Raw genomic sequence first — 20,788 nt, forward strand, 5'->3', positions numbered from 1 at the left:
GATTCGCTGAATCAAACATTCAAGAGCGCCTCACGGGCTGATCAATACGCCCCCAGGCTCGGCTACTTGCTCGGCCGGGCGAGGATGCTGAGCGCGTTCGCGGCGACGACCGCCGTGATGCCCGCCCACTCCGTCCATCCCAGCCCCTGACCGAGGACGACCCATCCGACCACGGCGGCGAGCACCGGGTTGACGCTCATGAACAGGCCGAACGCCGGTGCCGGCACCCGGCGCAGCGTGAACAGGTCGGCGAGATACGGCACCGCCGAGGACAGCACCCCCGCGGCCACGGCACACCCGGCGGCCATCACGGTCGGCGGATGCTGGACCGCCACGACGATCCCGACCGGCAGGAACATCAGCGCGGACAGCCCGGCGGCGGCTGCCGAACCCTGCGCTCCCGGGATACGCCGTCCGACGGTCCGGTTGAGCAGGATGTACGACGCCCAGCACAGGGCCGCGAGCAGGGCCAGCCCCATGCCGAGATAGTCGGCCGACGGCTGCGGTCGCATCAGGACGACGACCCCCGCCGCGGCGAGCAGTGCCCAGCAGGCGTCCAGGCGCCGTCGGGTGGCCGCGAGCGCGATGCTCAGCGGACCCAGGAACTCCAGCGTCACCGCCAGCCCGAGGCCGATGCGGTCGATGGCGCTGTACAGGGACAGGTTCATCGTCCCGAACACCACGGCCAGCAGCAGCACCGGCCACCACTGCCGCCAGGTGAACGACCGCAGCCGCGGCCTGCCCACGGCCAGCAGGACGGCCGCGGCGACGTACTGGCGCACCGCGACGACACCGACGGGACCGATCACGGGGAACGCGAGGGAACCGATCGCTGCTCCGATCTGGTTGGACAGCCCGCTGCCCGCCATCGTGGCCACTCCGGCGAGCGGAGGCCGCTTCTGGGCCGGGAGCGGTGCGGCGGAGGACAGGGACGCGGCGGGGCGTGCGGGTGCTCCTTGCATGCTCCGATCGTGCGCCGGTTCCGTACTTGCGTAAAATGCATCCGGAGCGCGATCTATACGCTGGACGTATGGATGTGGAACTGAGGCAGCTGCGCTGTCTCGTCGCGATCGTCGACGAGGGCACCTTCACCGACGCCGCCCTCGCCCTCGACATCTCCCAGGCCGCCGTCTCCCGCACCCTGGCCTCGCTGGAAAAGGCCCTGGGCATACGGCTGTTGCGGCGGACCTCGCGCGAGGTGACCGCGACCGGGGCCGGGGTGCGGGTGGTGGCGCACGCCCGGCGTGTGCTCGCCGACGTGGACGACCTGGTGCGGGAGGCCGCGTCCGGCCATGCCCAGCTGCGGATCGGCTACGCCTGGTCCGCGCTCGGCCGGCACACCGTCGCCTTCCAGCGCCGCTGGGCCGACCTGCGTCCGGAGACCGATCTGCACCTCGTCCGCGTCAACTCGGGCACGGCCGGACTCGCGGAGGGCGCCTGCGATCTGGCGGTCGTACGGCGGCCCGTGGACGACCGGCGGTTCGAGTCGGCCATCGTCGGTCTGGAGCGGCGGCTGTGCGCGGTGGCCGGTGACGATCCGCTGGCCCGGCGCCGCTCGGTCCGGCTGGCCGACCTCGCCGGGCGCACGCTCCTCGTCGACCGCCGCACCGGTACCACGACCGCGGACCTGTGGCCGCCGGACTCCCGCCCGGCCATCGAGGAGACGCACGACATCGACGACTGGCTCACCGTGATCTCCGCGGGCCGCGGCATCGGCATCACGGCCGAGTCCACCGCCAACCAGTATCCGAGGCCCGGCGTCGTCTACCGCCCCGTGCGTGACGCCGAGCCGATAGCCGTACGCCTCGCCTGGTGGCGGGACGACCCGCATCCCGCCGCGCAGGCCGTGATGGAACTGGTCACCGAGCTGTACCGCACGGGCTGAGGCGCCGACCGGTACCGCGGGGCGTGTGGCAATACGCCGGACAAAATTGTTGACAATTCTGTCTGGCTAGATTTACGTTCGACAGGCACTCACTCAGGGAGGGCACGCGATGCCGAAACAGGCCCGTCCGAGCACCGGAGAGCAGGCCAAGCAGCATGCGCTCGCGCAGCTGCGGCAGGCGATCCTGCACGGCGAGATGGCGCCGGCGCAGCGACTGGTGGAGAACGAACTCGCCGAGCAGTTCGATGTGACACGGGCGAGCATCCGAGCGGCACTCATCGATCTGGAGTCCCAGGGCCTCGTGGAGCGGATCCGCAACCGTGGCTCGCGGGTGCGGGTGGTGACCGTGGAGGAAGCGGTCGCCATCACCGAGTGCCGCATGGTCCTCGAAGGGCTCTGCGCGGCGAAGGCGGCCGTCGCGGCGAGCGACGAGCAGCTGATGGAACTGACGGACCTCGGCACGGCCATGAGCAAGGCCGTGGCCGACGGCGAGCCGATGACGTACTCCGAGCTGAACCAGGAACTGCACGCCAGGATCCGGGAGTTCTCCGGCCAGCACACGGCCGTGGCACTGCTGGAGCGGCTCAACGCCCAACTGGTGCGCCACCGCTTCCAGTTGGCACTGCGGCCCGGTCGTCCGCAGCACTCCCTGAACGAGCATCTGGCGATGATCGAAGCGATCAGGGCCAGGGACCCCCAGGCGGCCGAAGCGGCCGTCCGCGCCCACCTCACCAGCGTGATCGACGCGTTGCGCGACTGACGCACGCGGGGCGGGCGCCCCTCTGTCCACCAGGGAGATTTCTGCAATGACGCATGCCGACGCGCCCGCCACCACCTCACCACCACGGTCGACCCTCGTCGTCACCGCGCATGCCGGGGACTTCGTGTGGCGGGCCGGTGGAGCCATCGCCCTGGCCGCCTCGCGGGGCGAGAAGGTCACCATCGCCTGCCTGACCTTCGGCGAGCGCGGCGAGTCCGCCAAGGCGTGGCGCGAGGGCAAGCAGCTGGAGGAGATCAAGGCGATACGCCGGGACGAGGCCGAGCGTGCCGCCGAAACCCTCGGGGCCGAGGTCCGCTTCTTCGACGCCGGCGACTATCCCCTGGTCCCCACTGCGGAGTTGACCGACCGGCTCGTCGAGGTCTACCGCGAGACGCAGCCCGATGTCGTCCTCACCCACCCGACGGAGGACCCGTACAACGGCGACCACCCGGCCGCCAACCGCATGGCGCTGGAAGCCCGGATCCTCGCCCAGGCCATCGGCTACCCGGGCGAGGGCGACATCATCGGCGCCCCGCCGGTCTTCTACTTCGAGCCGCACCAGCCCGAGATGAGCGGTTTCAAGCCCGAGGTCCTGCTCGACATCACCCAGGTGTGGGACACCAAGCGCAAGGCGATGGAGTGCCTCGGCGCCCAGCAGCACCTGTGGGACTACTACACCGACCTCGCCGTACGCCGCGGCGTCCAGCTCAAGCGCAACGCCGGACCCAACCTGGGCCTCGCCCACAAGACCCTGGCCGAGGCGTTCATGCGTCCCTACCCGCAGATAGCGAAGGAGCTGGCATGAGCGGCGTGATCGTCACCGACCCGCCGAAGGCCGACGCCAAGGACGTCGCGGCGCTCGCCGGATTCGGCGTGGCCACCGTGAGCGAGGCGCTGGGGCGCACCGGTCTGCTCGGCCCCGGCATCCGCCCCATCCAGCAGGGCGTGCGCGTCGCCGGTACGGCCGTCACCGTGCTCAGCTGGCCCGGCGACAACCTCATGATCCATGCGGCCGTCGAGCAGTGCGGTGAGGGCGACCTCCTCGTCGTTACCACCACCTCCCCGTCCACCGACGGCATGTTCGGCGAACTGTTCGCCACCGCGCTGCAACGGCGGGGCGTCCGCGGCCTGGTCATCAACGCCGGTGTCCGCGACACCCAGGAGCTGCGCGAGATGGACTTCCCGGCCTGGTCCCGGGCGGTCTCCGCGCAGGGCACGGTCAAGGCCACCGGCGGCTCGGTCAACGTACCGATCGCCATCGACGGCCAGGTGATCCGTCCCGGTGATGTGATCCTCGCCGACGACGACGGCGTGGTGGTCGTCCCGCGCGAGCGTGCCCACGCCACCGTCGAGGCGTCCGAGGCCCGCGAGGCCAAGGAGGCCACGTCCCGCGCCGCCTTCCTCGACGGTGAACTGGGCCTGGACCGCTACGGGTTGCGGGAGACGTTGCAGCGGCTCGGCGTCGAGTACCAGACGTACGAGGAATACACGGGGGAGCGGTCGTGAGCCGCGGGCCCGAGGAGGTGCGCTGCATGCTGATGCGCGGCGGCACCTCCAAGGGCGCCTACTTCCTCGCCGGGGACCTGCCCGCCGATCCCGGTGACCGCGACGACCTGCTGCTGCGGGTCATGGGCAGCCCCGACCCGCGCCAGATCGACGGCCTGGGCGGCGCGCACCCGCTCACCAGCAAGGTGGCCGTCATCTCCCGCTCGACCGGCCCCGAGGCGGACGTCGACTACCTGTTCCTCCAAGTCGCCGTCGAACGCCCCGAAGTGACGGACCGGCAGAACTGCGGCAACATCCTCGCCGGGGTCGGCCCCTTCGCCGTGGAACGCGGCCTGGTCGACGCGGACGACGCCGAGACGACCGTACGGATCCGGATGCTCAACACCGGAGAGCTGGCCGTCGCGACCTTCCCCACCCCTGGTGGCCGGGTCGATTACACCGGCTCCGCGGAGATCTCCGGCGTGCCGGGCACCGCCGCTGCCGTCGTGATCGAGTTCCCGCCGGGCGCCGGCCCGCTGCTGCCCACCGGTCACGTCCGCGACACCGTCGCCGGTACCGAGGTCACCTGCGTGGACAACGGGATGCCGACCGTGCTGATCCCCGCCTCCGCCCTGGGCGTCACCGGCTACGAGGCGCCCAAGGACCTGGAGGAGGACGTCGCCCTCGCCGGCCGGCTGCGCGAAATCCGGCTGGCGGCAGGGAAGTCGATGGGCCTCGGCGATGTGGACGGTGCCACCGTGCCCAAGCTCAGCCTGCTCGCGCCGCCCCGGGACGGCGGTGCGGTGACGACCCGCACCTTCATCCCCGTCCGCTGCCACACCTCCATCGGCGTGCTGGGCGCCGCGAGCGTGGCGGCGGGGCTTCTCGTGCCCGGCGGCGTGGGGGAGGGGATCGCGGAGCCTCCCAGGCAGGGCGACCGCGTACGCATCGAGCACCCCACCGGATTCCTCGACATCGAAACCTGCGTGGAGCCCGGATCCGCACAGACCGCTCCCGTGGTCCGCCGCACCGCCGTCGTGCGCACCGCACGGAAGATCTTCGACGGCACCGTCTTCCCCGCGCTGCCGTACCACCGCTCGGAGGCACACCATGACCCCGCCGCTCGGTGACATCGCCCATGTCGGCCACGCCCAGCTGTTCACCCCGGACCTGGACGCCAGTGTCGCCTTCTTCACCGACTACCTGGGCCTGACCGGCAACGGGCAGCAGTCGGACACCGTCTACCTGCGGACCTTCGACGACTACGAGCACCACAGCCTGGTGCTCACCGCCCGCGAGCAGCCGGGCCTCGGCCGGCTCGCACTGCGCACCTCCAGCGAGGAGGCCCTTCAGCGGCGCGTCAGCGCGATCGAGGACGCCGGGGGTTCCGGCACATGGGTCGAGGACGAGCCCGGCCTCGGCAAGCTCTATGTCACGACCGACCCGGACGGCCACGAGCACGCGTTGTACTGGGAGAGCCAACACTACGAAGCCCCCGAGGAGTTGCGGCCCGCGCTGAAGAACCAGCCCCAGGCCAAGCCCAACCGGGGCGTGGGCGTACGCCGGCTCGACCACATCAACTTCCTCGCCGCCGACGTACTGGCCAACGCGGAGTTCCAGGAACAGCTCCTCGGCGCACGACCCACGGAGCAGATCCGGCTCGACACGGGGAAGATCGCGGCCCGCTGGCTGACCTTCACCAACAAGTCGTACGACGTCGTCTACACCTCGGACTGGACCGGCTCCACCGGCCGACTGCACCACATCGCCTTCGCGACGGACACCCGCGAGGAGATCCTGCGCGCCGCCGATCTCGCCATCGACAGCGGTGTGTTCATCGAGACCGGCCCGCACAAGCACGCCATCCAGCAGACGTTCTTCCTCTACGTCTACGAGCCGGGCGGCAACCGCATCGAGCTGTGCAACCCGCTCACGCGGCTGGTCCTGGCTCCCGACTGGCCGCTGATCACCTGGACCGAGGAGGAGCGGAAGAAGGGCCAGGCCTGGGGTCTGAAGACCATCGAGTCGTTCCACACGCACGGGACGCCGCCGGTCGGCTGAGCCGACTGTTGGCCGTCGGCTCCTCAGCGTCTGGCGCACCACGTACGAGAAGTAACCACTGTGCCGGCTGGCCGTGCTCTTCGACGGCCTCGACATCTTCGTCTACGGCTCGGTGCTCCCGCACCTGCTGGAGACGAAGACCTTCGACCTCACCCCGGACCAGGCCGGCGACCTCGGCAGCTACGCCGCCTTCGGCATGCTGGTCGGTGCCCTGACCACGGGAACCGTCGCGGACCGGATCGGGCGCAAGAAGCTCATGGTCTCCTGCGTGGTGCTCTTCTCGCCGGCCTGCGGTGTGTGCGCCATCGCGGACAGCGTCGCCGTGTTCGGCCTCGGCCGGACCCTGGCGGGCGTCGGCCCCGGCGGACTGCTGCCGACCGCGATCAGCATGGTGTCCGACTACGCCCCGCGCGGTCGCGGCGCGATCATCATCGGCCTGCTGATGACCGCCCACCACGCGGGCGGCATCCTGTCGGCCTACGTCGCCAAGTGGCTCGTGGAACCGGTCGGCTGGCGTGCCGCGTTCTGGGTCTGCGTGCTCCCGCTGCTCTTCGCCCGGTGCTCGCCAGGTTCCTGCCCGAGTCGCTGAGCTTCCTCGTCGCCAAGGGCCGCAGCGAGGAGGCCCGCGAGCCGGCCGCCCGGTACGACGTCGCCCTGCCCGCCGTCAAGTCCGGCAAGCAGGGCGCGGCGGACCGCTGGACCAACCTGGTCAACCTCTTCGGCGGCGGCGAGTGGTTCCAGACCCTGCTCCACTGGCGGCCTCCTTCGGCGGACTGCTGCTCGTCTACGGCGTCACCACCTGGCTGCCCACCCTGATGCGCGCCGAGGGCTACGAGCTGGGCTCCGCCCTGTCCTTCGTGGTCGTCTTCAATCTCGGCGGCATCGTGGGCATAGTGTCCACATGCCGATGAGCGTGACGATGATCGTCGTCTTCCTCACCGGTGTCTTCCTCAACAGCGCCCAGACGATGATCTACGCGACCGTCTCCATCCGCTCCACCCCGGACAGCCGTGCCACCGCCGTCGGCTGGACCTCCGGCATGGGCCGCTTCGGTGCCGTCTTCGGCCCCTGGCTCGCCTCTCCTCCATGGTCTTCATCGGCATCGCTGACGTGCTCGCTCAGCGGCTCACGGCCTGCCCTGGCCGGGGGAGTGCTCAGTCCCTGGCCCGTACGCCGTCGAGCGCGACGGTCAGTACGCGGTCGCGCTGGGCCTCGTCGAGGAAGTTCGTCGCGGTGATGCCCGAGACCATCCGCAGCAGGTCGTCGAAGTCCATGTCCTTGCGCGCCTCGCCCGCCTCCTGCGCCCGCTGGAACAGCGGGCCGCCCGCCGCGTACATCGACTCCCGGCAGGCCAGGAAGATCTCCGACTCGTTGTTGAGGGCCTCGCGGATGGCCCGCTTGGTGACGGTGTAGTCGACGAATCGCCGCAGCCACGAGGTCAGCGCCTCCCACGGCCCCTGGCCGGCGACCTCCTCGGCGACCTGGCACAGGTCGTTCACTTCGCTCGCGTACACGCTCTCGAACAGATGGCGGCGGGTCGGGAAGTTCCGGTACAGCGTGCCGATGCCGACACCCGCCCGCCGTGCGATGTCCTCCAGGGAGGCCTCCGCTCCGTGCTCGGCGAACGCCTCACGGGCGGCCACCAGCAGCGCGTCGTAGTTGCGCGCGGCGTCCTTACGGTGCGGCCGGCGCGACGCGACGATCTCGCTGACGGGGTACGGCTGGGCCGTCACTGCTGCCTCCCGGGGCGGACAGGTTGAAGCGGAGGTTCGCCTCCGCTACAGTGGAGGGGTGCCTCCACTTTAGCAGTGCGGGGTCCGTTCGCCGTGGACGCGTGACGTCTCCGACGCGAAGACCCCTCACTCTCTTCCCCTCACACTCGTCCGCGACCGGACGCTCTCGGCCGCACCCTGTTCGGATTCGGAGAGGCTCTCCATGCCCCGCAAGTCCACCCGTCTCACCTTCGCGGTCCTCGCGAGCGGTGCCGGCGTGTTCGCCATGCTGCAGTCACTGATCGCGCCCGCCCTGCCGACCGTCCAGCACGCGCTCGACACCTCGCAGGCCACCGCGACCTGGGTGATGACGGCGTATCTGCTGTCCGCCTCGATCTTCACGCCCATCCTGGGCCGCGTCGGCGACCTGATCGGCAAGAAACGCACCCTCGTCGCCGTCCTGTCCATCGTGTCCCTCGGCTGTCTGCTCGCCGCCCTCGCGCCGACCATCGGCGTACTGATCGTCGCCCGGGTCGTCCAGGGCGTCGGCGGCGCGCTGCTCCCGCTCTCCTTCGGGATCATCCGGGACGAGTTCGCCCCGTCCCAGGTGAGCGGCATCATCAGCAACCTGTCCGCGGTGATCGCCGCGGGCGGCGGCGTCGGCATGGTCGCGGCCGGACCCATCGTGTCCGCGCTCGACTACCGCTGGCTGTTCTGGATCCCCGTGGCGATCGTGGCCGTCACCACGCTGATCGCCCTGCGCTACGTACCCGAGTCGCCCAACCGGGCTGCGGGGAACGTCAATTGGCTCGGCGCCGGGCTGCTGTCGGCCTGGCTGGTCGCTCTGCTGCTGCCGCTCAGCCAGGCGAGCGTCTGGGGCTGGGGCTCGGCCGGGGTGATCGGCCTGTTCGCCGCCGCCGTAGTGCTCTTCGCGCTGTGGCTTTTCGCCGAGGACCGCTCGCGCACGCCGCTGATCGACCTGCGCGTGATGCGGCTGCCCGCCGTGTGGACCACCAACACCGCCGCGCTGCTGTTCGGCGCGGGCATGTACGCGATCTGGTCCTTCCTCCCCGGTTTCGTACAGACCCCCGGCTCCGCCGGATACGGCTTCGGCTCCAGCGTCACCGCCGCCGGACTGCTCATGCTGCCGATGCTCGTCGCCATGTTCTTCTCCGGCGTGCTGAGCGGCCGCCTGGAACCGGTCCTGGGCGCCAAGACACTGCTCACAGCAGGTGCGTCGCTCGGCGCGCTCGCCTGCGGCTTCCTCGCCCTCTGGCACGACGAGCAGTGGCAAGTCGCCCTTGTGGCAGGCGTGTTCGGCCTCGGCATCGGACTGGCCTTCGCCTCGATGGCCAACCTGATCGTGGGCAACGTCCCGGCCGACCAGACCGGCGCCGCGACCGGCATGAACGCCAACATCCGCACGATCGGCGGCTCCATCGGCGCCGCGGTCACCAGCGTCCTGGTCACCGGCCGGCTCCAACCCTCCGGCCTGCCCTACGAATCCGGCTACACCCACGGCTTCGCCCTGCTGGCCCTGCTGTGCCTGGCCGCGGCACTGGCGGCCCTGCTGGTCCCGGTCGGACGGGCCTCCGGCCTGACCGCGCGGGCCCGCGCCGCCGAGGACACGGCGTCAGCACCCGTACGCGTGCGTTAGGGTTGACCTGCGCGTTCTCACGGGACACCGCGGGACGCGCAGCCGGGACGTGGCGCAGCTTGGTAGCGCACTTGACTGGGGGTCAAGGGGTCGCAGGTTCAAATCCTGTCGTCCCGACCAGCTTTGATGCAGGTCGGAGGCCGTTCTCTCGTTATGGGAGGGCGGCTTTTCGTCTTCCTGGAGGGCTGGTGGTCGCAGTGTGGTCGCGGGCCGGGTGTCGGGCCGGTTCGCGGTGGTGCAGGTGCCCGGCAAGTGGGCCGCAGTGCGCTCCGAGCTGGCGGCGGTGGGTGTCTCAACGGCCGCATCTGCGGTAGACGCGGCCGCGGTCGGTGGTGGCGCATGGGGATCGCCTACTGGAGGCGGAGGGAAGGGCCGACACCTCCATTCTCATGCGACCACACGCGACCACCACGCGGTCTCTGCCTGCCGAGACCAGAGTGTTTCCCTGGCCGCATGCCAAGGGCTGCGGTTCGGGAACCGCGTGAAGTTGTCCGACGCCGGTACCAGCGGATTCTTCGTCTGCTGGTGGTACACGGCCCAATCCGCCGCTGACCTGAGGAAATGAGTGAAATCGCCGGAGAAGAAGCGAAGTTGGTCCGTTCCTGGTCCGGATCTTGGTGGCGGGGGCCGTGCTGGGCGTCGATGCTGAGAGTGTCCCTGTGGCACCACATGGCGCAGGTTGTTCGAAGCGTCCTCTGGCGTCCACAAGGTCCAGGTCAGGGCCGTCTTTACAGGTGGAGGCCTTGTGATCCAGGCGCGTCGAGGCAATCCGCACAGGCAGGTCCGGCTGTCGTTCCTCGGCTGAGCGGCGCGACCACGGGAGCCCAGGGCGGTGTGCCCCGTGCTAACGTTGTGCGTTTGCAGCGTCGCTGTGTCGGTGCTCCGTTCGGTGTCTCTGGCTGGTGGCCGCGTCCCTGCCGCGCCTTCCTCGGTACGGTCCCTTCGGAGGAAGGCTTTCTGTGAGCGAATCAGCATGTGCCGATGCCCGGCAGCAGAACGATGTGTCCGAGGCGTCGGGCGCCACTTCGGCAGTGCCCGGGGCGGCGTCCTTCGCCCAGCTGGGCTTGCCGGCCGAGGTTCTGCGGGTGCTCGATGAGCACGGTGTGACTGTGCCCTTCCCCATTCAGGCGGCGGCGCTGCCGAACGCGCTCGCGGGACGGGACGTCCTGGGCCGGGCCCGCACAGGATCCGGCAAGACGCTCGCCTTCGGCCTGGGGATGCTCGCCCGGACGGCCGGGCAGCGCGCGCAGCCGAAAGAGCCGCTGGCGCTCGTTCTGGTGCCCACCAGGGAGCTGGCGCAGCAGGTCGGTGAGGCGCTCACCCCGTATGCCGAGGCGCTGCGGCTGCGGCTCGCGACCGTGGTGGGCGGAGTGTCCATCGGACGGCAGGCCGCCGTGCTGCGGGATGGCGCCGAGATCGTCGTCGCCACGCCCGGTCGGCTGCACGACCTCATCGAGCGCAAGGGCTGCCGACTGGGACGGGTGCGCATCGCGGTCCTGGACGAGGCCGACCAGATGTGTGACATGGGGTTCCTGCCGCAGGTCACCGAGATCCTGGACCAGGTACCTCCCGACGGGCAGCGGATGCTGTTCTCCGCCACCCTCGACCGCGACGTCGACCAGCTGGTGCAGTGCTACCTGCGTGACCCCGTCGTCCACTCCGTGGACCCCTCGTCCAGCGCGGTCTCCGCGATCGAGCACCACGTCTTCGTGGTGCACGGCCCGGACCGGTACGCCGTGACCACGGAGATCGCCGCTCGCGACGGCCGCGTCCTGCTGTTCCTGGACACCAAGCACGGCGTCGACCAGCTCACGCGGCATCTGCGGGCCAGCGGCGTGGCCGCCGCCGCCCTGCACAGCGGGAAGTCCCAGCCGCAGCGCATCCGGACTCTGGCCCAGTTCAAGAACGGGCAGGTCACCGCGCTGGTAGCGACGAACGTCGCCGCGCGCGGCCTGCACGTCGACGACCTCGACCTCGTGGTCAACGTCGACCCGGCCATCGACCCGAAGGACTATCTGCACCGCGCGGGCCGCACGGCCCGGGCAGGCCGCTCCGGCACCGTCGTGACACTCGTCCTGTCGGGACAGCGCCGCGAGACGAGCCAGGTCATGGCGGACGCCGACGTCGTCCCCAAGGTCACCAAAGTGCGGTCCGGCGAGGCGGAGCTAAGCCAGATCACCGGCGCCAAAGCACCCTCCGGGAAGCTTCTCGTCGGCGGGCCGGCCGTACCGCGTCCCAAGAACCACAACGCCCCGTTCCGCGGCCTGGGCAGCACGAAGGACGCGAAGGGCGGCTCCGGCGGCAGGTCGTCCAGCAAGAGCAGCGAGGCCCGCAAGCTCGCGGAAGCCCGCAAGGCGGCCCGGGTGCGGCGCGGCGGCTGAGCCCGGCTTCCCGGACTGCAGGGCGGTGTCTCCGTCTACGCTGCTGGACGGATACGCGGGACCGGAGATCGGCCGGGGTGCACCGGACGACGTCACGTACGGGTGACCGTGCGCAGGGGGAGGTGTGCAGGTGATGGAGCACGGCGCGGACCTGCCACAGCGGATCGGTGTCCACATCGTCGAGCGAGAGCCGGGCGCGGGCGGCATGGGGACGGTCTAGCCCGCCCGGTCACGGGGCGGTCGGGCCGTCGCGGTCAAGGTGGCCGCCCCGAGCTGGCGGCCGACCTGCACTTCCGTGACGGTTCCGCGCAGAGGTCGAGGCCGCCCGCAGAGTCGGCGGTTTCCACACGGCTCCGGTCGTGGACACCGATCCCGACGCGGAGGCGCCCTGGCTGACCATCGCGTACATCCCCGGGCCCATGCTCGCCGAGCTGATCAAGCGTCAAGGGCCCATCATGAAGAGCAGTTGAGGTCTCTCGGGGCAGCGCTGGCCGAGGCGCTCCAAGCCGTCCACGCCTGCGGGCTCGTACACCGGGATGAAACCGGGCAACGTCATCATGGCCGACGACGGCCCACGCGTCCTCGATTGCGAGTTCCGCCGTATACCCCGCGAAGTCTCCAATGGGTCGGACGCCAATGGCGCCGCTAGCGAATCCCAGGCCCCTTCGCACCTTTGCCAGATACGCGCCTGCCAGGTGCAATGCAAGGGGCAGCCCACCCAGCTTTGCGGCGAGTGTACGGGCGTCCTCGACCGGTCCGGCATTTCCCGCCAGGTCAGTGAGGATCTTTGCCCCGTCTTCGGCGGACAGCATGTCCACCGTTCGGCACACGGCTTCCGTTCCCCACAACAGAGGGTTGCCGACGCGACTCGTCACCACCGTGAGACCTGACCGACTCGGCCGGATCCACCCCGTACCGGCTCCCGGCCACCCGTGCTCCGAAGCGACGACCGAGAGGTCGTCCACGGCGTCAACGACAAGCAGCCGGCGCTCGTCCGCACGGTCCAGGCAACGCCACACGAGATCCAGCGCGCTCGACCGCCCCTCACATGCGCGGTTGAGGTCGTCGTCGGCCACTCCCAGTTCACGGGCGATCTGAGACATGCCTGTCAGCAACCGTTCGTTTGTCGTCGCCGAGACCCAGAACACCTGATGTCCGAGGTCCCGAGCGTGCCGGGCAAGCCGCAGTGCCGCTGTTGTCTTTCCGCATCCACCTGCTCGTGTCCCTCGACCAGCGCCCGTTCCAGATCGGTCAGCAGGCTGTCCCGGCCATGCAGACGGACAGGCAGCTCACCATACGGAGGGCGTACCGAGTGGGTGCCCGGCATAGGTCCGAAGGCAGTGGTGGGGCCCTTCACGGTCGTACGATGGGGGCGCTCCACGGTCTCGCGGTGATGTTCTTGGTCCGCGGCTCTCCGCATCGCTCGCCAAGCGGCCAGGCCCCGCCGTGATGTGCCGGATCTCTGACGCGCCCTGGCTTCCAGCAGTTCTACGAGGACGGCGAAGGCGCGGCCGTCCTCGGGCACGCTCTTGCCGCTGAATCACAGGCTGAGCTTGCTCTTGCCGAGGGTGACCGGGGGACGCTGCTGGGTCCCCCACCCCGCGATCTGGGCGAACGTAGGGGTTCCGGCGTTCGTTCGTAGCTGCCGCAGCTCCGCCGCGAAGCGTTCGGCTGCGGACTGGTCGTCCATCAATCCCCCGTTCAGTCAGAACTCTTGTTGAACACCCATTTCACCAGGTCTGAGCTGCGGAGACCTGGTGTTCAACGAGAAGCCAACCCGCTGAACCATGCGCGGATCCAGGTTTCACGGCGAAGTGGCGTGACCGGGCTTGGCGGCACGAAGTGCTGAAGACGGCAGGAGGGTGGGTGGTCTCAGGCCTTGTACGCGAACTCGTCAGCCGTGGCCTCTCCATGTGGTGGGGGCCGTGAGGTTCGGCCTCTTGGTACGGGCAGCCCCGCCCGTACCGAGAGGCCGAACGTCGGTTTTGAAACCGCGTCTGCAGAATTGGGCGCGGAAGGAGCCGATCGAGTGGCCCTTGTCGGCTGTCGGCCACGACTTGTGCGCGCCGTATCCGTGGTCGGCCCGGTCCGTTGCGAGGCGCAGGTGATGACGACCTCTGCCAGCTGCAGTCGCTGCGAGTACCCGGGGCGGGTTGGCCGCCTGGTGGGCAGAACGTGCGTGTGTGACGGGAACTCAGGGACGCGGCTTCCCTTGTGCCCCCACAACCGTATCGTCAGCCGTCAATTCGCCGAAGCGACGCTTCAGGTCCGCCACCGTGACGGCGTCGTCCTGTCTATGCGCAGGCCCAACTCACGTCAGGGGCAGGTCTGCCCAGGCAGTCCTGCCCGGCCTGCCTTCACACGGGGTGACCGCCCGGCGGGTCGCCGGCTCCGCGACGCTCACGGCGCCAGCACCCAGCAGGGCACGGCCCACATCAGGACGGGGCGATCAGGGGGATGTAGCGCATCAGGCGGTGCAGTCGGCTCTGCCGCGGAGCTTGCACCCGCTGTCGGCGGGTCGGGTGTCGCTGGTGTCGGTCACGCTTCCCCTCGCTGACCAGGCTGCCGTCTCGCGCACTGCATCCAACCGTCCTCGGGCCGGCCGGACGGGCGTTCATGGGTGCGGCCCCGTGGGGTGAAGGATTCTGGTGTGGTTGTGCCGCAGGAATGCGGATGCCTGGGTGGGGTTCCAGCGGATCCGGGGTGCGCTGCCCGCTTGACGCCTCGGACGTGGCGGTCCCGCCATCATTCAGTTCATGGCGGTGGGCGTCGTCAGCACGACGCCCACCGCTCGGTACTCGGACTCAGCTGCACTTACGTCCGGTGTTGATGCACTGGACCGCCTTGTTCATCAGCTTGGCGTCGAAGACGTTGATGAAGTCACCGTGGTCGGTGACCGGCTTGTGCTGCTGTTCGGGGAAGCTGTCCAGCGAGAAGAACGGACGGGTCTTGCCGTTGTCCTTGACGCTGGGCGCGTCCACGTCGTACACCAGACGCTGCACCAACTGGGGAATGGCCTTGAAGCCGGTTGGGCAGTTGCCGCCCGCGTCAGCGAAGGCCACGTGCGTACGGTGGTTGGCGCTGTCGATGTTCGTGCCGTCCCAGCAGCTCTGGAACCTGAAGGTGCGCACGACGTCGCTGCCTGACGGGCAGAGGGGGTACTTGTCCTTCAACTGCACCTTGTTCTCGAAGCCGGTGCAGCTCCAGGAGGCGTTGGCGTTGGCCGTGCCGTTGACGAACGCCTTGGCGTCACCGGTGATGATGCGCAGGAACTTGGGCATCATCACCACCTTGCCGCGAGGGTTGCCCACGAAGTTCAAGGTGGCCTTCTTGGCCGTCAGAATCCGGCCCGCGTTGCCCTCGGCGCCGCCGCCCTGCTTGTCGGCGTCGAACTCCTTGGTGCCGTCCTGCAGGCGCAGCACCGGCCAGTAGTAGGACGACTTGTCGCCCTTGTTCTGGCAGCTGGTCCTGGCCTTGGCGAAGTCCTGGTCGCTCGAGAAGGCGTCGTTGTCCTGGTTGCCGACGTAATCGTGTACGTGGTGCGCGCCGTTGGTGACACCGGGCGCGACGATGACGTTGTCGCTGTTGTACAGCTTGTTGGCGTTCACCCCGCACTTGCTGACGAAGACACCCTTTGAAGCCTTGGCCGACTTGGCCGGTGTGCGCACACTGGACTTCACCTTGGTGATGTCCACGAAGTCGGCGGCGACGGGGCCGTTGCCGGTCCCTCCGGCATTGGTGTTGTTGCCACCCTGGTTGTTGTTGCCGCCCTGACCGGCGGTGGGCTGGTTACCGGTGGCGCGCAGCGTGCAGGCCGCCAAAGCGTCAAGGCCCTGCGGCTTGGCTGCCACACGGCCGATGGCGATGGCGATCCGGTCGATCGTCGCCTTCCGCTTGTCCTTCAGCGGACCCACGATCGCGTTCTGGGCGAAGTTGGGGTCCTGCGCAATCGCCTTCTGGGAGGTGGAAAGGCGCTGGTATGCCTCGGATATCTGCTTGTCGAGGAGTGCCAGTTCCTTGTCGACCTGGGCCTTCGCCTTGGCGGGCACTGATGTCAACTGCTGGCCGACGTCGGGGCAGTCAATGGTGGAGGTTCCAGCCGCGAGTACCTGGTTCTGGGCAGTGCCCTTCGGCGCGCTGGTTTCGCCGGCCGAGGCGTAGATGTTGACCGCCACCAGTCCACCGGCCCCTATGGCCAGTGCGGCCGCCGCGCCTACCGCCCGGCGGGCAGTCTTCGATCTCTTTCGCGTGTTGCGTCTCATCAGGCCTCTCAAGGACATCTCCGGAGCCGGCAGAACTTCCGGCATGGGGGAAGCACGTCCTCAGATACGAATGTGCGCGCCGAATGCTCAGTGAATTCCCAGGTTTATAGGATTCTCCATCCACAAAACAGTGCATGAGGGCCTAATCCGGGCCGGGTCAGCTCCCAGTAATTGTTGTGACGGGCAGCGACGTCTCCCTCCCGGGCTCCGGAGGGCCGAGCCTTCCCGGCCACATCTGTCGCCGTCGCCCATGGTCCCCATGAACGCGTGGACTCGCCCAGGAGGCAGGGGATTACGATCCCTGTCCGCGGCCCTGTGCCCCTGCGTCTGCGCCGTCGGGCTGTTCGGCGAGGACCTCCTCCAAAGCGGCTACCGCCTGTGACCAGGCCCTGAAGGCGTTGCCAGCGGGTTGTCCAAAACGGCCCCGTTCTTCGGCCTTTTCGGGTGTCTACACACCGCATGGAGGAGTGGGGATGACAGCACGGGATCGCCCGGACGGGGCCTTCGCAGGCTGGCGCGCTCCCGGCCTGCTCGCGCCGTTCGCTCCACCGGGTAGCGCCGGAATCGGTGCTCGTCGGCGCCGTGTCAGGTGCTGGCATCCTCAACGCCTCGCGTCCGTCTGGTCGGTTGCCCGGCAAAGCCACCCGGAGGTGCTGATGATCGAGGGTTGGCTGCTGGTCGCGACCGTCGTGATCGCTGGCACCTATCCCTGCCAGGCCATTGCGTGTTGCTGTCCGGCCCGCCGCGCCGTAGGGGTGAGGCGTCTGCCGTGGGGCCGGCCGCCGCCATGATGTCGTCGCCGGAGGGTCTGTTGGCCGGACTGCTCGAAGTGGCGGGGTCGGTAAGTCGACTCTACCGATCCGGCGAGGCGTATGCCGTCGAGCCTGGTGTCTGTCGTCACGCGGCTGAAGACAAGACACCGACCGGTCCGGAGTCCGACCACGGACTGATCCCCAAGTCGGCTCGTCAGATGCCGTGCGAGCACCGCCCGGAGAGTGGGCGACAGATGCCGACCGCGATCGGTGTGGGCCGCTTCAGCGCTGTGATCGTCCTGGTCGATCCGTATGACTCCGACTGGGTTCCTGGCCTCACGTGGAGTGACTTCCTTGCTCGGTCCCGGCTGCGGTCCTTCCTCACACACAGTGGCGGCGAGCGAGGGCAGTGGCTCGACATCGGCAACCGCCTGGTGCCGGCCGGACCGTGTGGCGGGCCGGCCGCTTTTGACCGCGTCGCGTCACTCGTAGTGCCCATCCTCGCCGGGGCAAGTCCGAGGACGCCAGGTAGTTGCGGGATGGTGCTCGTAGCGAGGGTGCAGCCGACGACAGCCGGACAGTCAGGACATGGTCTGCTCGATCACCCTCCTGCGGCGGACCGGTCGTTGACCGGACTCGATGACCGCGCGGGCGATCCGGACTCCAACGTGCCCGCCGCGCAACCCTCTTCACTAGGCCCCGGCAGTCGTAGGCCGTGTCGGCGGCGTGCAGGCCTCGGCCTGCTCAAGAGTGCAGGCGGCCCCGGCGCTGCACGCTCGGATTTGCTGAGCGCCGACCGGCCGGATCAGCCGGTTCTCCGCGATGACCGCCCTTGGGAAACGTTCAGTTAGTGTCAGCCTGACCCTTGGCGTCCACGAAGGACGGAGCACGACGCGAAGTGACCGCTCGAAAGCGCGGTCCGACGCCATACAGTGAGCGGCCCACCGCGCGAGCTCGACGGGCGAAGGCAGTGGATTTGGTCGAGCGCCTTGTTGCCGAGGGGCGCGTCTGTTTCACCGACCTCCATGACGACGAGGTTGCGGAATTGCGGCGTGCGGTCGATTTCGCCAAGCGGCACAGCCTGGAACCGCAGGGCAAACGCATCGAGAAGGCCCGGATCGGCGCACGCGGGCTGGAGATGTTTCTTGCTGAAGGTCCGCATCCCAACGTGCGGAGTCGGCGGCCGGAGGCTGATGCATCGGTGGTGCCGGTGAGCACGCGGCAGAGTTCTCTTCATCCGGCTGGGGCCGCGCTCAAGGACGATGACGGACAGCTCTCCGTTCCCGCTGTGCTTCGCCGCCGGTCGCTCTTGCTGCAGGCGCTGGCTGCCGAGGCGGTGCGGCGAGGATACGAGGTCAGGCAGAGCCGATCGGCCTATTCGCTGTGCGAGGGCGGAGTGGACGTGGTGGTCGGCGGTTTCGCGTGCGCGGTTGGTGTCAGGCAGGAGTTCCCGCGACGAACGCAGAGCGCTCCGCGCGTGTTGTCGTCGCGCTTGGCCATGGCCGGTCCGGTCGGCCAGGGCGTCGGCGAGACCGGAAGAACAGGGCGCTCGAGGACGCCCTAGGGGTGATTCTTGGGGAGGCCGAAGCGCGAGCGTTGGACCTGATGAGCCCCGTCGACACCGGTGGCGCGCGCCCTTCAGGGAGGGTACATGCGGGCGCGAGCGGTCGAGGTCTGCCCCGATGCCATGGGCGCGGGCTCGGACGCCCCTGGCAAGGGGCCCCGGCGAACAGAGCACCCTGTCCACCGTCGGCCCGGGAGAAGTCAGGATCCCTCGGGCCAGCCGAGCAGCTGTGCGCCGAGGACAGCGACCTGCAGTGTGAAGCTCTGCTGTGGGTCGTGGACCGAGTATCCGGTCAGTTCCTCGACCCGATCGAGGCGGTAGGTCACGGTCCGCACCCCGACGTGCAGTTCGCGGGCTGCTGCGGTCGCCACTCTGTCCGCCGCGTAGTACGCCGCCAGGGTGTGCAGCAGCGTGGCAGGTCCGGTGCGTGCCTTCCGTATCGGTTCGAGGACGACCTCGACGAGGTCGGCGAGCGCGCTCCGGTCCCGGATCAGCACTTGGTAGACGAGAAGGTCGGAGGCCCGGTGCACGTGACCGGGAAGTTGCAGGCGTTGGCCGATGTGCAGTGCCTGCCGGGCCTGCTCGAAGGAGCGGACGGCGCCGCCGGGCCCGCGCTGCGGGCGTCCGATGCCGACCCGCCAGGCGCCGTCGGGCTTGAGGCTCTCCATGACACGCGTGACGAACTCCTCCACGGTGCCGCGCACGTCGGGCACGATGCACACCAACAGACCGTCCCTGGTCGTCACGAGCACGTCCCTGCTCGCTGGGCCAAGGCCGACCATGGACTCCACCTGCCGGGTCATCGGGCCGCCGTCGACGAACGGCTGCGGGCCCGCCGCCACGATCACCACATAGCTGCCGGCGAGCCGCAGGCCGTACCGCTCCGCGCGTCCCACCAGGGTCTCCACGTTGCGCCCGTCGAGCAGGTCGTCGACGAACTCGCGCCGGAACGACTCTTCCTGGCGCAGCGACCAGCGCTGGGCCTCTTCATAGCCTTCCGCCACCGCCGTGATCGTCGCGTCGGCAGCGCGGAAGACGGCCTCGCCGATCCGGCGCAGCGCATCCGCGCCCGCGGCCTCCCGCACACCGGGCAATGAGGGCCAGGCGAGCCACGTCGCACTCAGATAAAGGTCGACGACACCCCGCACGGGCACGTTCTGCTCGGCCGCGCGGACGCCGATGGCCCGCCGACGGCGGATCTCGTCCGGGCAGAGCCGTCCACCCGTGCTGACCTTCGCGAGCACAGGCAGGTATCCCTCCAGGAGATCCGCCGGTACGCCGCGCGCCTCCTCGCTCGCCCGTCCGGCGAGGTCGGCCACGTCCGGCGGCTCCACACCGGCGGAGTCCGACGTCGTTCCCCCGGTCATGACGAGCTTGATCCTCTTCTCATGCGGTGGCACACCAGACAGCTTGCTCTCTCTCGCGCCCAACCACTACCGGCTGTCCGGCAGGAGATCGGTGCTTGCGGCGTGGCGAAGCCCTTCTTGCCGGTCGTCGGCAAAGAATGTGGGCCACTGATTGACCACGTCGGACGTTGGCCATGTTCACGAAATACCAGATAATCGAGGTAATCGAGTTGCCCGCGCCGATGTTTCGATGACGGGAGACACTCATGCATGCCGCCGATGTCATCGAGACGTTGCCGACCGCGCTCCCGGACGACGACATCCTGTCCACCGTACAGATGATCTCCCGGCACGGTCTGCCCGGACTCGTCGTCGCCGACGGACGGGGTGAACTGATCGGCTGCATGTCGTCGGTCGACCTGCTCCGGGCGGTGATTCCCCACTATTTCCTGGACGATCCCGGCCTCACCCGCGTCATCGACGAGGGGCATGCCGACCGGATAGCAACGGCGATGGCCGGCACCCGCGTCCGTGACGTCCTCACCTGGGGTCCGTCGCGGATACCGACGGTCGGGCCGCGGGCGACGGCCGTCGAGATCGCCGAGTCGATGGTACGGCGACAGTGCCCGTTCGCCCTGGTCGAGCGGGAAGGCGGCGGGATCCTGGGGATCGTCACCGCCAACCGTCTGCTCGGGCTGCTCGCCACCGCGGCCGAGGGGGCTTCCTGATGACCAGGGATGTGCACCCCGAAGGGTCGCCGTTGCGAGAGCTCGCAGGCGGCTTCATCGGCCGGAGCACACCTGCGGTTCTCGATCTCCCGCCTCCTGCGGGGTATTCCCTGCCGTCTGTCGGCGTCCGGCGGGTGCGGGCCGGGCCCACCCGGCAGATCATCGTCCTCGGCACGTGGCCGACCGGTCGGCGCG

17 protein-coding genes, 1 tRNA gene and 2 pseudogenes are annotated in these 20,788 nt (G+C 69.4%); 13 read left to right on the forward strand and 7 right to left on the reverse strand.

Translation table 11 applies throughout. The annotated features are described in order from the left end of the window. Positions 1-62: 62 nt before the first annotated feature. The gene (locus QQY66_RS44335) at positions 63-962 is read right to left on the reverse strand and encodes a DMT family transporter (protein ID WP_301986124.1); all 900 of its coding nucleotides are present in this window, start codon (positions 960-962) and stop codon (positions 63-65) included. Between the two features lie 68 nt (positions 963-1,030). Here QQY66_RS44335 and QQY66_RS44340 point away from each other — a divergent pair, with 68 nt between their 5' ends. The 8 genes from QQY66_RS44340 (at position 1,031) to QQY66_RS50675 (ending at position 7,007) form a co-directional block, all read left to right on the forward strand. Continuing rightward, positions 1,031-1,885 (forward strand): LysR family transcriptional regulator, encoded by an 855-nt coding sequence (locus QQY66_RS44340; RefSeq protein ID WP_301986125.1) that lies wholly within the window; start codon positions 1,031-1,033, stop codon positions 1,883-1,885. Positions 1,886-1,994: 109 nt separating this feature from the next. Beyond that, entirely contained in the window at positions 1,995-2,645 is a 651-nt protein-coding gene (locus tag QQY66_RS44345) for a GntR family transcriptional regulator (RefSeq protein ID WP_301986126.1), read from the forward strand. A gap of 46 nt (positions 2,646-2,691) precedes the next feature. Continuing rightward, positions 2,692-3,450, forward strand: a complete 759-nt coding sequence (locus QQY66_RS44350; RefSeq protein WP_301986127.1) for a PIG-L deacetylase family protein — start codon at positions 2,692-2,694, stop codon at positions 3,448-3,450. Then, on the forward strand, positions 3,447-4,151 hold the full coding sequence (locus QQY66_RS44355; protein ID WP_301986128.1) for a 4-carboxy-4-hydroxy-2-oxoadipate aldolase/oxaloacetate decarboxylase: 705 nt from the start codon (positions 3,447-3,449) through the stop codon (positions 4,149-4,151). The genes QQY66_RS44350 and QQY66_RS44355 overlap by 4 nt, the downstream gene beginning before the upstream one ends. A 26-nt stretch (positions 4,152-4,177) precedes the next feature. Next, complete coding sequence (locus tag QQY66_RS44360) at positions 4,178-5,260, forward strand: 4-oxalomesaconate tautomerase (RefSeq protein ID WP_301987701.1); 1,083 nt, start codon at positions 4,178-4,180, stop codon at positions 5,258-5,260. Beyond that, positions 5,241-6,191: a VOC family protein gene (locus tag QQY66_RS44365; RefSeq protein WP_301986129.1), complete on the forward strand. Its 951-nt coding sequence runs from the start codon at positions 5,241-5,243 to the stop codon at positions 6,189-6,191. The genes QQY66_RS44360 and QQY66_RS44365 overlap by 20 nt, the downstream gene beginning before the upstream one ends. Positions 6,192-6,264: 73 nt before the next feature. Beyond that, positions 6,265-6,780, forward strand: coding sequence for an MFS transporter (locus QQY66_RS50670; RefSeq protein WP_367667043.1), 516 nt, complete (start codon positions 6,265-6,267; stop codon positions 6,778-6,780). Continuing rightward, entirely contained in the window at positions 6,750-7,007 is a 258-nt protein-coding gene (locus QQY66_RS50675) for a hypothetical protein (protein WP_367667044.1), read from the forward strand. The genes QQY66_RS50670 and QQY66_RS50675 overlap by 31 nt, the downstream gene beginning before the upstream one ends. Before the next feature lie 338 nt (positions 7,008-7,345). Here QQY66_RS50675 and QQY66_RS44375 read toward each other — a convergent pair whose 3' ends face one another. Next, positions 7,346-7,924 (reverse strand): TetR/AcrR family transcriptional regulator, encoded by a 579-nt coding sequence (locus QQY66_RS44375; protein WP_301986130.1) that lies wholly within the window; start codon positions 7,922-7,924, stop codon positions 7,346-7,348. 202 nt (positions 7,925-8,126) lie between these two features. Here QQY66_RS44375 and QQY66_RS44380 point away from each other — a divergent pair, with 202 nt between their 5' ends. The 3 genes from QQY66_RS44380 (at position 8,127) to QQY66_RS44390 (ending at position 11,941) form a co-directional block, all read left to right on the forward strand. Next, complete coding sequence (locus QQY66_RS44380; protein ID WP_301986131.1) at positions 8,127-9,560, forward strand: MFS transporter; 1,434 nt, start codon at positions 8,127-8,129, stop codon at positions 9,558-9,560. 43 nt (positions 9,561-9,603) lie between these two features. Next, positions 9,604-9,680, forward strand: a tRNA-Pro gene (locus QQY66_RS44385). Positions 9,681-10,561: 881 nt separating this feature from the next. After that, a complete protein-coding gene (locus QQY66_RS44390; protein ID WP_301987702.1) occupies positions 10,562-11,941 on the forward strand; it encodes a DEAD/DEAH box helicase in 1,380 nt (459 codons plus the stop codon). A 686-nt stretch (positions 11,942-12,627) separates the two neighbouring features. Here QQY66_RS44390 and QQY66_RS50680 read toward each other — a convergent pair. The 4 genes and pseudogenes from QQY66_RS50680 to QQY66_RS44405 all read right to left on the reverse strand — a co-directional run. Then, a pseudogene (locus QQY66_RS50680) lies at positions 12,628-13,143 on the reverse strand (ATP/GTP-binding protein); the annotation flags it as partial. Between the two features lie 338 nt (positions 13,144-13,481). Then, positions 13,482-13,631 (reverse strand): hypothetical protein, encoded by a 150-nt coding sequence (locus tag QQY66_RS44395; RefSeq protein WP_301986132.1) that lies wholly within the window; start codon positions 13,629-13,631, stop codon positions 13,482-13,484. Positions 13,632-14,350: 719 nt separating this feature from the next. Beyond that, positions 14,351-14,483 (reverse strand): annotated as a pseudogene (locus QQY66_RS44400) (metallophosphoesterase); the annotation flags it as partial. A gap of 262 nt (positions 14,484-14,745) precedes the next feature. After that, a complete protein-coding gene (locus QQY66_RS44405; protein ID WP_301986133.1) occupies positions 14,746-16,203 on the reverse strand; it encodes a DUF1996 domain-containing protein in 1,458 nt (485 codons plus the stop codon). A 1,722-nt stretch (positions 16,204-17,925) separates the two neighbouring features. Between QQY66_RS44405 and QQY66_RS44410 the strand changes: the two genes are divergently transcribed. Continuing rightward, complete coding sequence (locus tag QQY66_RS44410) at positions 17,926-18,519, forward strand: hypothetical protein (protein ID WP_301986135.1); 594 nt, start codon at positions 17,926-17,928, stop codon at positions 18,517-18,519. A gap of 200 nt (positions 18,520-18,719) precedes the next feature. Here QQY66_RS44410 and QQY66_RS44415 read toward each other — a convergent pair whose 3' ends face one another. After that, a complete protein-coding gene (locus tag QQY66_RS44415) occupies positions 18,720-19,886 on the reverse strand; it encodes a CdaR family transcriptional regulator (RefSeq protein WP_301986136.1) in 1,167 nt (388 codons plus the stop codon). A gap of 245 nt (positions 19,887-20,131) precedes the next feature. Here QQY66_RS44415 and QQY66_RS44420 point away from each other — a divergent pair, with 245 nt between their 5' ends. After that, a complete protein-coding gene (locus QQY66_RS44420) occupies positions 20,132-20,593 on the forward strand; it encodes a CBS domain-containing protein (protein WP_301986137.1) in 462 nt (153 codons plus the stop codon). Positions 20,594-20,788 lie beyond the last annotated feature (195 nt).

Origin of the sequence: Streptomyces sp. DG2A-72, from assembly GCF_030499575.1 — a bacterium.
Taxonomy (GTDB): Bacteria; Actinomycetota; Actinomycetes; order Streptomycetales; family Streptomycetaceae; genus Streptomyces.